Source organism: Micromonospora sp. NPDC052213 (assembly GCF_040679695.1).
Classification (GTDB): domain Bacteria; phylum Actinomycetota; class Actinomycetes; order Mycobacteriales; family Micromonosporaceae; genus Micromonospora.
Map to the genome: position 1 here is coordinate 37,814 of NZ_JBFAVI010000013.1, position 14,232 is coordinate 52,045.

Sequence of the window (14,232 nt, forward strand, 5' to 3'; positions counted from 1 at the left end):
GCGGCGGGCGGGGAACATCCCCGCCCGCCGCCGTCGTCGTACGGTCAGTCTGCGGCGAGGGCCCGCGCGTCGGCCGCGACGACACGCGCCAGCTCCGCCGGGAGCCGCTTGCCGGCCTGCTGGTCGGCGTAGCGGGCCAGCTCGGCGTAGCGGCCCTGGACGAGCAGCGTGCTCAGCGCGGTGCGGGTGCCGTCCTCGACGTCGGAGGTCAGGATCACGTACCCGAGCCCGGCCGGGGTGGCCGCGACGGTGAAGGTGCTGGTCGCCGTCGCCCGGCCGGCCGGTCCGACGGCCTCGGCGCGCAGCGTGTGCCGGCCGGCGGGCAGGGTGGTCAGGTCCAGCGCCACGCCGGGCTCGACCCGCTCCCCGTCGAGGGTGACCGTGACCGTCTCGGCGTGCGTGGTGGTGACGGTGACGGTCGGTGCCTGCGCCCGGTCGAGGGTGGCGCCGTCGGCCGGCGCGCCGATCGCGACGGTCGGCGTGGCGGGCGGACGCTGCGAGTACGCGGCGTTCCAGCCGGCCAGCTCGGCCGGGCGGTTGGTGATGATCCCGTCGACGTCGGCCTGCTCCAGTGCCTGCCACTGGTTCGCCGAGTCGATGGTCCACACCAGGACGGCCACGCCCGCGTCGTGCAGCTCGCGCACCACGCCCGGTCGGGTCAGCAGCGCCGTCCCGCTCGGGTTGTACGCGGTCAGGCCCAGCTCGCGGGCGACCGCCACCGGGTCGGCGTCGAGGCTGCCGCGCAGCAGTCCGAGGGGCAGCTCCGGGGCCAGCTCGCGGGTGTGGCGCAGCGCGTCGGTCTCGAAGCTCTGGATGAACACCCGGCCGGTCATCCGCTCCGCGCGGATCACCTCGACGATCCGGGCGACCTCGTCGCGGGTGTGCGCCCCCTTGATTTCGAGCAGCAGGTTGCCGCCCCGGACGCGCAGGTCGGCGAGCTGCTCGGCGAGCGTCGGCAGCTTCTCCCCCGCGTACGACGGCGCGAACCAGGAGCCGGCGTCGAGCGCCTTGAGCTGGGCGGCGGTGAGGTCGCGGATCCGGCCGGCGCCGTCGGTGGTCCGGTCCACGGTGGCGTCGTGCAGCACGAACGGCACGCCGTCGCGGGACGGCTGCACGTCGTTCTCGATCCAGTCGGCGTTGGCCCGCCGCGCGGTCTCCTGGGCGACCAGGGTGTTCTCCGGGGCGGCCGACGAGGCGCCGCGGTGGGCGATCACGGTGAGCGGGCTGCCGTCCGGGCGGAGGTAGCCGTTGGGGGCCAGCTCGGTGATTCGCACGTCGTCGAAGGAGACGGTGGCGCCGTTGACCAGCAGGGCCTGCCCGCCGTCGGCGGAGCGTTGCAGGCTGCTGGTCCTCAGCGCCTCCCGCCCGTCGACGAACCAGCGCGCCTGGCTGCCGTGCACCTCCACGGCGACCCGCACGTCCCGGCCGGTTCCGGCGGCGTACGGTCCGGCGCCGGTGTTGGTGACGTTCCAGGTGTCGGCGGTGGTGCGCTGGGCGAACTCGAGCCCGTTGCTCGCGGTGGTGCCGCTGCGCATCGTGGCGATCCACCACGGGTTGGCACCGTCGCCGGGCACGTCGAGGCCCAGCGCCGTCCAGCGGGTGGCGGACGCGACGGACTCGAACCGGACGGTCGCCTCGAACCTGAAGTCGTTCAGGTGCCGCCCGAAGGTGATCTTGTTGTTCTGGCTGGAGCTGGTGGACGTGCCGTACAGCCGGCCGTTTTCCACCTTCCAGGTGCCGTCGACGGCCCGCCAGCCGGTGGGCAGCCGGCCGTCGGAGAAGTCCTCCGCGACGGCCACCGAGCCGGGTTCGGCGGCGGCCGGCGGCGACGGGGGCAGCACGGCGAGCACGCCGGTCGACAGCGTCAGGACGGCGAGCGCGGCGACCGTGCGGCTCGGGTTCCCGAGTGGGAGGTGGGCAGGGCGAGGTGTCATGACCCGGACCGTAGGAACGTCACCGGAACGCCCGACCAACCTGGCGTGGCGGCAGCGCCAACGTCACCTCTCCAACGTGCGACGTATGACGGGCCGCCGTTGAACGGCACGTTCGCCACGGCGGCGTGGACGTCGGAACATCAGCAGGCCCTGTCGCCGCCCCGGCGGGAAGCAGTCACTGAGACGCACGTTGCGCAGGCGCCCTCGCTGTCGAGGGCGCGGGCACATGGACCCATGTGGGGGCCCGGTTACAGGTGCAGGGCGGCGCTGAGCGCGGCCAGGTACGCCCCGGCCTGCGCCCCGTTGACCAGCCGGTGGTCGTAGGCCAGCCCGAGGTCCGCCATCATCCGCTCGCGCACCTCGCCTCCGACGTCCAGCACGACCTCGCGGTGCACGTCGGGCACCGACAGGGCACAGGTGACGCCGGGCGGGATGATCGGCTGGGCGTAGATCACGCCGGGGGTGTTGTTGAGCGCGACGAGGAAGTTCATCCCGGCCATGTCGTCCTCGCGTAGCCGGTTGCGCAGCGCCTTCATCCGCAGCTCGACCACGGCGTCGGCGAGGTCGCCCAGGTCCAGCTTCGCCGCGTCGCGGATCACCGGCAGGAACAGCCCGGTGCCGACGTCCACGGTGAGCCCGACCGACGGCTGTGCCGCGTCGATGACCCGGCCGTCCCCGGTGAGCTGGGCGTAGAGGGCAGGGAACTGCTCGTGCAACCTGGCCACGGCGGCGATGACGATCTCGGTCAGGCTGACATCGGCGCCGGTCTCGTCGGCGGCCCGGCGCGCGTACGCGAGGGCGGCGGTCACGTCGACCCGCACGGCGGTGAAGGCGACCGGGATCTCCCGGTGTGAGGTCGCCACCACCTCGGCGATGCGGCGTTGCGGCGGTGGCAGCGGCCGCCCCGGCAGCGCGGGTTGCGCCACCACGGACGGCTCAGCGACCGGGGGCGCCGCAGCGGGGACGGCACCGGCGGACCGGATGTAGCCGATGGTCGAGCCCGGGACGCAGTCGGCCCCGGCGGCGAGGTCCTGGCGCAGCACGCCCGCGTGCGTCGCTGCCAGTTCCTCGATCGCCTTGGAGGTCTCGACCGCCGCGATCGCCTGTCCGATCTCGACGGTGGCACCGGCCGGGACCAGCCACTCCAGCAGCACATAGCTGTCGTCGTTGTTGTTGAGCTTGGGTACGCGCACCGCGACGCCCTGCTCCGCCGCCCGCGCCTGGCGCAACCTGGCCAGCGGCGAACCGCTGCGGGGAGCCGGAGCGGCGCCGGCGCGTAACGGCTCCGTGGCCGCCTCGCCGGCGAGCACTACGGCCGGCGCCACCTGCGCCACAACCGTGCCGGGCGTTTCCCATGACGGCGCGGCCCGATCGCGACTCGCGGCTCCCGACGCGGCAGGCTCGCCAGTGGAGCGGTGCATGATCCGTTCCAGGATCGTGTCCGCGCTGAGCAGGACCGCCCGTTCCAGGTGCGGTGCCGACGGAATGATGCTGGCGGCCGAGCTGACAAGCTCGATCGGCCGACGCAGCAGCGGCCACGCGGCGGCGTAGAGCCGGGTGGCGACCTCGCTCCCCCAGGTGCCGCCAGCCGTGCTCTCCTCGGCGACGATCACGCCGTCCGCACCGTCGAGCAGGCCGAGCACACCGTCGACATCGAAGGGGTAGAGCCGGGCTGGGACCAGCACCTCGACATTGCGCCCCTGCTCCCCGGCCTTCCGGGCGGCGGCGATCGCCCGGTTGGCGACCCCGCCGGGTGCGATGACCAGTGTCGGCGCGGCGGCGGCAGCCGGGTCGTAGACGCGGGCCCAGTTGCGATCCGCGCCCAGCAGCTCGAAGGCGAGGCGGTCGTCGACCCGGTTGTCCACGTACCTCGGCTGGGTGTAGAGGATCTTGTCCTCGAACAGCATGGACGGTTCGCCGCGGCGCAGCGCGGCGGCGAGCACGTCGGCCGCGTCGTGCAGGGGCGACAGCTCGAAGAGCGCGAGGTGCGGGATGCCGATGAAATGCTTCTGCACGCTCTGGCTGTGCGTCGGGCCGTAACCCCGCCCGCCGCCGACGGGGCAGCGGATCACGACCCGCATCGGGGTGTGCTCGCCGTACATGGCGACGGATTTGGTGAGGAAGTTGATGATCTGGTCGAAGGCGAGGCCGACGAAGTCGCCGAACATGATCTCGACGATGACCGTGTCACCACAGAGCGCCAGGCCACCCGCCACACCGGTGATGCCGTTCTCGCTCAGCGGTGTCGACAGCACCCGGTCCGGGTAGGCCGTCGACAGGCCCTGGGTGACCTTGAAGGCGCCGCCGTAGGGGTCGACGACATCCTCGCCCAGCAGCCAGGCCCGCTCGTCGGCGGCGAACAGCCCGTGCAGGGCGCGGTTGAGGTTCTGGCTCATTCGTTCGGCGCGCGTCACACCACGCCTCCGCCCACCAGGGGCCGGGCCAGCGCCGCGGCCGAGATCTCCGCGACCCGCTGCCGGGCCCGCGCGTCGGCGGCCGAAAACTGCGGCGGGTACGCGGCCGCGTACCGCTCCAGCCAGTCGAGGTGACGCAGCCGGCGAATCTCGTCGGCCGGGCGGGAGTCGTCGCCCTTGCTGTGCGGGCCGAGCCGGACCGTGTGCTGCACCAGCACATGCGGCTGCCGGGTGGCGCGGACCCGCTCGATGTGCGGCGCGGCGGCGGCACGCACCTCGTTGAGGTCCAGCGAATCCGACTCGCTGAAGGTGATCCCGAACCCGGCGACCCGGCCGCCGATGGTCCCGGCCAGCTGCGCGGTGGTCGGGGTGGACTGGGCGATCCGGTTGTGCTCGACCACGACCAGCAGCGGCACCCGCCACAGCTGCGCCATGTTGAGCGCCTCGTAGACCGCGCCTTCGCCCCAGGTGCCGTCACCGATGTAGGTCACCACGATCCCGTCCTGCCCGGTGCGGTTGAGGTGCAGCCCCACGCCGACCGCGGCGGGCAGGCTCTCCCCCTGTACGCCGGTGGACAGGAACCGTTCCCGGCGTAGGTGCTGGCTGCCACCGAGCCCATGGCACACCCCGCCCTCCCGGCCGAGCAGTTCCGCCAGCAGGCCGTCCGGGTCAGCGCAGTGGGCCAGGTAGTGCCCGTGCCCCCGGTGGTTGCTGAACACGAAGTCCCCGGTCAGCAGCGGGGCCAGCGCGACCGGGATGTATTCCTGGCCGAGGCAGGTGTGCGTGGTGCCGCTGAGGTGGCCGTCGGCGTACAGGCGGAGCAGTTCCTCCTCGAAGCGGCGGATGAACAGCCCGGTGCCGAGGTCGGCGTCGCTGAGCGGAGACGGCGCGGCGGACGTCATTCGTCGACGCCCCGCTGCGCGAGCAGTTCGCGCAGGTCCGCCACCGACCGAACGGCCCGGATCTCCCGTGGCGTGATGGCGATCCCGTACGCGTCCTCGACCGCCGCGACGATCTGGAGGTGACGCAGGCTCACCCAGGCCGCTGTGGTCGCGGGACCAGTCTGCGCGTCGATCTGCTCGACCGGCAACGCCAGCACGTCGGCGACGACCCGCACCAGGCGACTGGACATCCAGTGTCCCTTTCCACAACGGATATCAGGCGGCAGCGGTGGTGCGCTGTCAAAACCGACCGGGCGATCGATGCTTACACCTCGACGATGGTACAGGCCCAGTGCATGCCCCGGCCCAGCGAAATCAGCGCGACCCGGTCGCCCTCGCGGAGTTCGCCGGCGGCGAGCAGGCGGCTCAGCCCGAACAGCTGGTCCGCCGCCCCGAGATGCCCGTGCTCGGCCGCCAGTTCCCGGTTGGTACGCGCCAGCGGCACCCCGTGCGCCTGCGCCAACGACGCCATGGACCGCTCGTTGTCGCTGACCAGGACCAGGCGTGCCAGGTCGGCGACCTTGACGTCCGCCCGCTCGCAGGCCCGCTCGGTGACCCGCACGGCCCGCTCGTCGAGGTCCCGGGCGAACTGCTCGAACTGCTCGGCGTCGTAGTCGAAGAACTCCATCACGTTCCACACGTCGCGTACGGCGGGCGGCTCGGCACCAGGGCCGAAGGGTGCCGCCGCGCCGCCCACGTCGAGCCGGTGGAACGCGGCGTAGCGGCCGTCGGTGGCGGCCTCCGTGGCGAGCCAGCGCAGCCGGGAATGCCCGCGCCGGGCCACCGTGGCGACCGCGCCGTCGGAGAAGACCATCGGCTGCGTGTCCATCCGGTTCCAGTACGCCTCACAGGTCCGGTTCGCGGCCACCACCAGGGCGGTGGCGTACCGCGGGTGGGTGGCGAACTTGCCCGCGACGGTGTCGAAGCTGAGCACACCCGTCGTGCACGCCTGGGTGAGCAGCACCGCTTCGGCGTTGACCGCGCCGAGCCGGTGCGCCAGGTCGGCGGCGGCGTCCCAGTAGAGGTACTCGGTGAGGTCGGTGGTGGCCAGCACCAGCAGGTCCACCTGCGCGGCGGGGAGCGTGGCGGCGTCGAGGGCCTGGCGGGCGGCCCGCTCGGCGAGGTCGGTCAGGCCGATCTCCGGCGCGCTGCGGTGCACCTGGCGGTAGCCGTACCCGAGGACCCGGTTCACGTCGTCGGTGTACTGCCCCACCACGTCCGCCACCGGTACCGGATCACCGAGCGCCTCACCGAACGACACCAGCCCGAAGCTCACGATTGCCCGTCCCACCGCAGGTCCATGGATGCATACCATTGCCGGATGCCCCAGGAGCATCTCACGCCCATCGTCGGAACCCCATGGCACGTATGGCGTCCAGCGCTGCTACGGTCGGCCGGATTTCCGGTGGCGGGGATGCAGCGGTTCGCCGCGCCCGCGCTCGCGGCGGCCGCCGACAGCTATCTCACCGGTGCCTCCGACGCGGCCGCCTTCGGAGCCGCGTTCGACGCCGCCGCAACGGATCTCGGCCGGACCGTCTACGACATCGCCTGCGACGACGCGTTCCGCACCGCGCTGGCCTGGCAGAATCCGGCCGTCCTGGTCGCGGTCGACGCGATCCGGCGCGACGGCCCGCACGCCCCGCGCAATCTGCGCCGGCGGCACCGCGAGGAAGTCATCGCGAAATACTGGCAGCGTTACTGCCTCAAGAACGACACCGTCGGTTTCTTCGGTCCCATCTGCTGGACGGAGCTGGGTGGCCCCGGTCCCGTCGCGACGGTGCGCCCGGGTGCGGCGTTGACGCGTACCCGCCGGGTCTTTCTGGAGCGGTGGGCGCTGGACGCGCTCGGCGATGCCTTCGCCCGCGCGGAGGGCGTGCGGGACTGGCTGCCGGTGCGGCTGGCGCCCCATTTGACGCTGCGGGACGGGGTACTGCGGCATCCGCACCGCGCGCCGCAGGCGCTGCCGGCGGGAACGGCCGCGCTGCTCACTCTGGCGCAGCGACGATCGTGCGTCGCGGACCTCGCCGCCGCGCTGGTCGCGGACCCGGCCAGCGGGTTCCGCCGTGCCGCCGACGTGTACGCGCAGCTCGACGAACTCGCCGAGCGCGGCGTGCTGCGGATCGGGTTCGACCTGCCGATCGACCTCACCGCGGAGGATGTGCTGCGCGAGCAGCTCGCCGCGATCGGCGACGACCTGGTCCGCGACCGGGTGCTCGGTGAGCTGGCCACCATCAGCGCGCTGCGCGACGCGGTGGCCGCCGCCGACGGCCCGGATGCCCTGGCCGCAGCCATGTCCGCACTGGAGCGCAAGTTCGTCGAGCTGACCGGTCAGGCCGCGCGGCAACACCCCGGCGAGGTGTACGCCGGGCGCACCCTGTGCCACCTGGAAACCGTGCGCGACCTGGACATCAGCTTCGGTGACGCGCTGCTGGAACGGCTTGCTCCGCTGGAGCCGCTGCTGCTGTCGGCCCGGTGGCTGACGGCAGCGATCGGCGACGCGTACGCCGAGGCGTTGGCCGCCCTCTACCGCGATCTGTCGGCCGAGTCGGCCGATGCGGACGTTCCACTGCCCGACCTGTGGTTCCTGGCTCAGGCGGTCGTGTTCGGGGCCAACCCGCCCAGCGCCGCCGTCACCGCCGATTTCCTGGCCCGGTGGGCGAAGGTGCTCGGCCTGGCCGATGCCGATGCCGACGTCCGGGAGCTGCGGTTCGGCGCCGCCGAGCTGACCGAACGGGTCGCCGCGGCATTCGGAGCCGCCGCGCCCGGCTGGGCCGCCGCCCGGATTCACAGCCCCGACCTGCATCTGTGTGCCCCGGACGAGGCGGCCCTGTTGCGGGGAGACTTCACCGTCGTGCTCGGCGAACTGCACGTGGCCCTGGCCGCGTTCGACACGCACTTTTTCGCGTACGGGCACCCGGAACCGCAGCGGTTGCGGGACGGCATGCGGGCCGACCTGCCCGAGGGCCGGGTGCGGCTGTTGGCCCCGGTGGACTGGCCCCGGCACACGGCCCGCATCGCGGAATGGCTGCACGGTCCCGCCGACGTGCAGCTCGGCTTCGTCAGCGCCCCCGGCGCCGACCCGGACCGCGTCGTGCCGATCACCGGCCTCACCGTACGACCCGAAGCCGACGGCAGCCTGCGGGTGCACGCGGACGACGGACGGCAGTGGCCGCTGCTGGAGGTGTTCGCGCAGCTCTTCGACTACCAGGTGTTCGACACGTGGAAGCTGGCCGGCAACGTCGGGCACACCCCGCGTATCACCGTCGACGACCTCGTGCTGGTCCGCGAGACCTGGCGCACCACGGTCGGCGACACCGGGCTGCACAAGGTGAAGGGCGAGCGGGAGCGCTACCTCGCGGTGCGGCGCTGGAGGCTGGCCCTCGGCCTGCCCGAGCGGATCTTCGTCCGGGTCGACACCGAGCTGAAACCCAGCTTCGTCGACCTGACCAGCGGCGTCTACACCCGGTTGCTGTGCACCCTGCTGCGCGGCGCGCACTCCAAGGGCGGCGACGGGGTCGGGCTGACCATCACCGAGTTGCTGCCCGGCCCGGGCGACGCCTGGCTGACCGACGCGGCCGGCCAGGCGTACGCCTCGGAACTGCGGCTACAGATCGTCGACCCGGCGGCGGCGAAGGTGCGGTAGCCACTCGGTCGCGTCCGCCGGAGCGTCGGGGGTCTCGGTGTCGAACAGGCGCAACCGGCGCTGGCCGTAGGCGACCAGCGACACCACGGCCAGGGCCAGCCCGGACACGACGAACGCGAACCCGAGCCCTCGGCCAGGGCCGGTCCCGATCAGGGCACCGACGCTGTCGGCCAGGGCGCCGCCCGGAGCGAACATCGGCTCCAGCACCGACCCGCTCAGCGGCACCAGTACGGCGAAGCCCAGCGGCAGCGTCGCCCAGGTCAGCGTCTGGATGATCGCCAGCACCCGGCCGTGGAAGCGCTGCGGCACCTTCACCTGGATGATCGACAGGTAGATGCCGTTGTGCAGGCCCAGGCCCAGTCCCACGCCGAAGCTGCCGAGCGCGACCAGCACAAGGTTCGGGCGTACGCCGCTGAGCACCAGGCTGATCGCGACCCCGAACGCGATCGCGATCAGGGCGGGCATCCGGCGCCTGGTCGGGCCGCCCCAGGCCGCGATCACGAGTCCGCCCAGGACAGCGCCCAGCGCCTCGGCGAACGCGACCGTGCCGACCTGGCCCATCGTGCCGAACGCGAGCACCATCGGCGGCACCAGCATCAGGCTGGCCAGGCAGAGGTTGTAGAGCGAGAAGAAGCCCAGCATGGCCCGGAAACCCGGCTCCGCCCACGTCATCCGCGCCCCGCCGATCAGTTCGGCCAGGAACGGCTCCTTGCGGCGGCGGCCGAGCAGCTTGGGGAACTTCACCACCGCGAGGACGCTCATCGCGACCGCGTAGCTCACGATGTCGATCAGCAGGATGCCGGTCAGGTCGATCGCCGCGAGCAGGCCCGCCGCCAGCAGCGGCACCGCCAGCGAGCTGAGCCCCACGGCCAGTTGGGCGATGCCGTTGGCGTGCCCCAGGTAGCGCTTCGGCATGACCTGCGGGATCGCGGCCAGGTAGGTGATGCGTTGGAACACCGACGCGGCGCCGAGCACACAGACCAGGGCGTAGACGGCGGCCAGCCCCAGCTGATCGGTCCACAGCAGCGTGGCCAGCAGCGCCGCCGCCGTCACCGCGGTCGCGCACGCGGCGAGCAGCACCTTGCGCCGGTCGAAGCGGTCCGCGACGGCACCCGCGACGGGCAGCGTCAGCAGTGCCGGGAGGTAGGCGATCACCCCGGACAGGCCGAACCACAGCATCGACCCGGTGGTCAGGTAGACCCAGACGGGTACGGCCCACTGGGTCAGCGCCGAGCCGGTGGCCGAGATCAGCTGGCTGGCGGTGAGCGCGAGGAACCGGCCTACGCCGGGCTGCACGCCGGCGCCGGCGATGACGGGGTCGGCGCTGGTGGCGGCTAGTTCCCAGGCGTCGCCGGCGAGCCGGTCCGCTGTGGCCTGCGCGGCGAAGGGCTCGGCGAGCCGGAGATGGGTCTGGGTGACCACCTCGGCGAGCGCCTTGGCCCGCTGCTTGACGAAGTAGTGTCCCGCCTGGTCGAGGACCACCAGCGCGGTGGATTCGCCGAGGAAGCTCCACTCGCGGTAGCGCTCCTCGTAGTACTCGGTGAGCATGTCGTGGGTGCCCACGACGGAGATCACCGGCGCGGCCACCTGGGCCGGCGCGGCCTCCAGCCACTCGGTGAACTTCTCCTGCGCCTCGGCGGCCTCCCGCCGCACGTGGTGGACGAACCGGTCGACCTGCGCCTGGTCCAGGTCGGCCAGTTCGGCGCCGATCGAGCGGAGGAACGTCTCGTAACGCCGGTCCGCGCCGCGGGAGTCGACCCAGTCGACCAGGCGGCCGAGCATGTTGTCCGGCCGGGCCGTCGGGAAGACGCCGCCCGCGTAGATCGCTTCGATCGGGCGGCCCTGCTCGTGCAGCCGCCGGGCGATACCGGTCAGCAGGGCGCCGCCGACGCAGTGACCGTACAGGACCAGCGGGCCGTCCACCCGGTCCTGGATCTCGGCCACGCACCGGTCGACCAGCTCGTCGAAGGGCAGCTCCGTGTCGCTGACCCCGACGTCGTGTCCCGGGACCGCCACTGAGAACAGCGTGTGTCCGGGCGGCAGCTCGTCCGCGAGCGGCTGGTAGATGCTGGCGAGTCCGCCACCATAGGGTACGCACACGTAGGACCGCACCCGCTGCCCCGCCGGGACCGGCTTGGTCAGTTCGTAGAGCAGTGGCCGCCGGCGTTCCTGGTCCGCGGGGCCGTCGATCAGCGCGGCCAGCCCCTGCACGGTGGAGTGCTGGAACACGTCCATCACGCCGACGTCGATGTGCCCGTACGCGTCGCGCAGCGCGGCCAGCATCCGGATCGCCAGCAGCGAATGCCCGCCCAGTTCGAAGAAGTCGTCGTCGAGCCCGACGTCCCTGACTCCCAGCACGTCCTGCCAGGCGCCGGCGATGGCCTGCTCGACCGGGGTGACCGGTGGCCGGCGTCCGGCGGCGGGGCTGCCGTCGTGCGCGGGCGCGGGCAGCGCGGCGGTGTCCAGCTTTCCGTTGGGAGACAGGGGCAGCGCGTCCAGCGGCACGAACGCCGACGGCACCATGTATTCCGGCAGGCGCCGCTTCAGCGCCTCCCGCACCGCTGCGTGGTCCAGGGCCTCGGTCCCCGCTGCCAGCGTCACGTACGCCACCAGGCGTTGGTCGGCGGGCGTGGCACCGCGTACGGCGACGGCGGCGGAGCCGATGCCCGGCTGCTCGCGCAGCACGGCGGCGATCTCGCCCAGTTCGATCCGCAGGCCACGCAGTTTCACCTGGTCGTCGATGCGGCCGAGGAACTCCAGCGTGCCGTCGGTCCGCCAGCGGGCCAGGTCACCCGTGGCGTAGAGCCGCCCGCCGGTGTCGTCGAACGGGTCGGGGACGAACGTGCGGGCGGTGAGTTCGGGGCGGTGCAGGTAGCCCCGGGCCACCTGAACGCCGCCGAGGTGCAGCTGCCCGGCCACGCCGACCGGCACCGGGCGCATCGCCTCGTCGAGCACGTAGGTGCGGACGTTGCGGATGGGTCCGCCGATCGGCACCCGGGTGGCCCCGGCCAGCGCGCTGGGCGTCACCGCCCAGGCGGTGACGTCGATCGCGGCCTCGGTGGGCCCGTAGAGGTTGTGCAGCGCGGCGGCCGGGAGAGCGGCCACGGTCCGGCGGGCGAGTTCGAGCGGCAGTTCCTCGCCGCTGCACACGATCCGCCGCAGCGACCCGCACCGGGCGAGGTCGGCGGGACCGGCCGTGGCCAGGAAGGCGTCCAGCATCGACGGGACGAAGTGGACGGTGGTGATCCGCTCCCGCTCGATCAGATCCCGCAGGTACGTCGGGTCGCGGTGTCCACCCGGCTGGGCCAGCACCAGCCGGGCGCCCACGATGAGCGGCCAGAACACCTCCCACACCGACACGTCGAAACCGATCGGCGTCTTGTGCAGCACGGCGTCGTCCGGTCCGAGCCCGAAGGTGTCCTGCATCCAGTCGAGCCGGTTGACGATGCCGGCGTGCTCGTTGATCACGCCCTTCGGTCGCCCGGTGGATCCCGACGTGTAGATCAGGTACGCCGCGTTGCCCGGCCCCGCGGCGGTGCCCGGGGCGGTCTCGGGCTGCTCCGGGCCGGTCAGCGGCAGCACCACGCCCGGTACCGCCAGCCCCTCCGGCACCTCGTCGGCCAGCAGCACCTCGGCGCCGGCATCCGCGAGCATGTAGGCCAGCCGCTGCGCCGGATAGTCCGGGTCCAACGGCAGGTACGCCGCACCGGCCCGGTGAATGCCGAGCAGCCCGACGACCAGGCGGCTGGAGCGGGGCTCGTGGATGGCGACGATCGACTCGGGCCCCACGCCGCGCGCGGTCAGCCGCCGTGCCACCTGTTCGGCGGCGGCGGACAACTCGGCGTAGGTCAGCCGGGTGCCGCCGTCGACCAGCGCGACCGCGTCCGGCGTACGCCGGGCCTGGCTGTCGAACAGCTTCGCCAGGGTGGTCTGGCGCACCGGGGCGTCGGTGGCGTTCCAGCCGGTCACGACCTGGGCGCGCTCGGCGTCCGACATGATCGGCAGCGCGCCCACCCTGGTCCGCGGCGCCGCGGCAGCGGCCGCGAGCAGCAACAGGTAGCGGTCCGCGAACGCCTCCATGGTGGAGGTGGCGAACAGTGCGGTGTTGTACTCCAGCCGCAGCTCGTCGCCGGCGATCTCCAGCGACAGGTCGTCCATGGCGCCGCCGAACGCCTCACCGCGGCCGGTCGGCAGGTGGTGGAACGTGACCTGGTACAGCGGCGGTACGCCGGGGTCGCGCCGCACCGCCAGGTCCTCGACGAGCTTCTGGAACGGCATGTCCTGGTGGTCCCACGCGTCGAGCACGACGCGGCGCACCCGGCGGAGCAGGGTCAGGAACGGCGGATCACCGGAGACGTCGACCCGCAGTGTCAGCATGTTCATGAACATGCCCAGCAGCGGCTCCAACTCGGTACGGTCGCGGCCCACCACCGGCATGCCGACCACGATGTCGTCGCTGCCCGACAGCCGGTGCAGCAGCGCGACGTAGGCCGCCAGCTGCACCATGAACGGGGTCGCGGCGGCCTGCTGGGACAGCTCGGGTAGCGCCTGCGCCACGCTGTCGGGCAGGGTGCGGCGTACGTCGCTGCCGCTGAACGTGCGAGTCAGCGGGCGCGGATGGTCGGTGGTCAGCGCGTGCACGGCGGGCAGGCCGGTCAGCGTCTCCCGCCAGTAGTCGCGCAGCTGACCCCACCGAGGGCCGTCGAGGCGATCGCGTTCCCAGGCGGCGTAGTCGGCGTACTGGATGGGCAGGCCGGGCAGGTCCGGCGCCCGACCCGCGACGGCGGCGGCGCACAGCTCCGTCAGCTCGGCACGCAGGTTGAGCAGTGAGGTGCCGTCAAGGATGACGTGGTGCCCGGCGAACAGCAGCCACCAGGTGTCCGCGCCGAGCCGCAGCAGCCGCGCCCGCCACAGCGGTGCGCTGTCCATCGGCAGGTCGAGGCGGGCGTACTCGGCGACGATCTCCGCGCGGGCGCGTTCCCGGTCCGGCTCGGTCAGCCCGGACAGGTCGGTCACCGGCAGCTCGATCGGCACGGTGGGGTGGATGTCCTGGTGGAGCTCGCCGCCGGTCAGGCGCAGGGTGGTGCGCATGGCCTCGTGCCGTTCGGTGACGGCCCGCAGCGCGGCGAGCGCCTGCTCCGGCCCCGCGCCGGGTGGCAGGGTGACCGCATCGGTCATCGTGAACAGCGGCTGCCCGGGGCTGAGCTGGGCGGTGAACCAGACCCGTTCCTGAGCGTAGGAGGCGGGGACGGTGTAGACGCCGCCCACCGCCGTGAGGTCCTGCCGCGACTCGGTCATGC

General features: G+C 73.0%; 7 protein-coding genes. 1 reads left to right on the forward strand and 6 read right to left on the reverse strand.

Annotated elements, in window-relative coordinates; translation table 11 throughout:
* Positions 1 to 44: 44 nt before the first annotated feature.
* The 5 genes from AB0L34_RS05820 to AB0L34_RS05840 all read right to left on the reverse strand — a co-directional run bounded on the left by AB0L34_RS05820 (position 45) and on the right by AB0L34_RS05840 (position 6,580).
* Positions 45 to 1,934 (reverse strand): glycerophosphodiester phosphodiesterase family protein, encoded by a 1,890-nt coding sequence (locus AB0L34_RS05820; protein WP_363702242.1) that lies wholly within the window; start codon positions 1,932 to 1,934, stop codon positions 45 to 47.
* A 248-nt stretch (positions 1,935 to 2,182) separates the two neighbouring features.
* Positions 2,183 to 4,348, reverse strand: a complete 2,166-nt coding sequence (locus AB0L34_RS05825; protein WP_363702244.1) for a 2-oxo acid dehydrogenase subunit E2 — start codon at positions 4,346 to 4,348, stop codon at positions 2,183 to 2,185.
* Positions 4,345 to 5,250 carry a thiamine pyrophosphate-dependent dehydrogenase E1 component subunit alpha gene (locus AB0L34_RS05830; protein WP_363702246.1) on the reverse strand — a complete coding sequence of 302 codons (906 nt, stop codon included), beginning with the start codon at positions 5,248 to 5,250 and terminating at the stop codon, positions 4,345 to 4,347. Before AB0L34_RS05830 ends, AB0L34_RS05825 begins: the two co-directional genes overlap by 4 nt.
* Positions 5,247 to 5,480, reverse strand: coding sequence for an acyl carrier protein (locus tag AB0L34_RS05835; RefSeq protein WP_363702248.1), 234 nt, complete (start codon positions 5,478 to 5,480; stop codon positions 5,247 to 5,249). Before AB0L34_RS05835 ends, AB0L34_RS05830 begins: the two co-directional genes overlap by 4 nt.
* A 74-nt stretch (positions 5,481 to 5,554) precedes the next feature.
* Positions 5,555 to 6,580 carry a 3-oxoacyl-[acyl-carrier-protein] synthase III C-terminal domain-containing protein gene (locus AB0L34_RS05840; protein ID WP_363702250.1) on the reverse strand — a complete coding sequence of 342 codons (1,026 nt, stop codon included), beginning with the start codon at positions 6,578 to 6,580 and terminating at the stop codon, positions 5,555 to 5,557.
* Positions 6,581 to 6,703: 123 nt separating this feature from the next.
* Here AB0L34_RS05840 and AB0L34_RS05845 point away from each other — a divergent pair, with 123 nt between their 5' ends.
* The gene (locus AB0L34_RS05845) at positions 6,704 to 8,932 is read left to right on the forward strand and encodes a lantibiotic dehydratase (protein WP_363702252.1); all 2,229 of its coding nucleotides are present in this window, start codon (positions 6,704 to 6,706) and stop codon (positions 8,930 to 8,932) included.
* On the opposite strand, the gene AB0L34_RS05850 is transcribed toward AB0L34_RS05845, so the two are convergent.
* Positions 8,894 to 14,230 (reverse strand): amino acid adenylation domain-containing protein, encoded by a 5,337-nt coding sequence (locus AB0L34_RS05850; protein ID WP_363702254.1) that lies wholly within the window; start codon positions 14,228 to 14,230, stop codon positions 8,894 to 8,896. The genes AB0L34_RS05845 and AB0L34_RS05850 overlap by 39 nt on opposite strands.
* Positions 14,231 to 14,232: the final 2 nt, after the last annotated feature.

Bases quoted from the DNA above. Each gene is read 5' to 3' on its own strand.
- AB0L34_RS05845 (WP_363702252.1), top strand. From the start codon at position 6,704: ATGCAGCGGTTCGCCGCGCCCGCGCTCGCGGCGGCCGCCGACAGCTAT.
- AB0L34_RS05830 (WP_363702246.1), bottom strand. From the start codon at position 5,250: ATGACGTCCGCCGCGCCGTCTCCGCTCAGCGACGCCGACCTCGGCACC.
- AB0L34_RS05835 (WP_363702248.1), bottom strand. From the start codon at position 5,480: ATGTCCAGTCGCCTGGTGCGGGTCGTCGCCGACGTGCTGGCGTTGCCG.
- AB0L34_RS05850 (WP_363702254.1), bottom strand. From the start codon at position 14,230: ATGACCGAGTCGCGGCAGGACCTCACGGCGGTGGGCGGCGTCTACACC.
- AB0L34_RS05820 (WP_363702242.1), bottom strand. From the start codon at position 1,934: ATGACACCTCGCCCTGCCCACCTCCCACTCGGGAACCCGAGCCGCACG.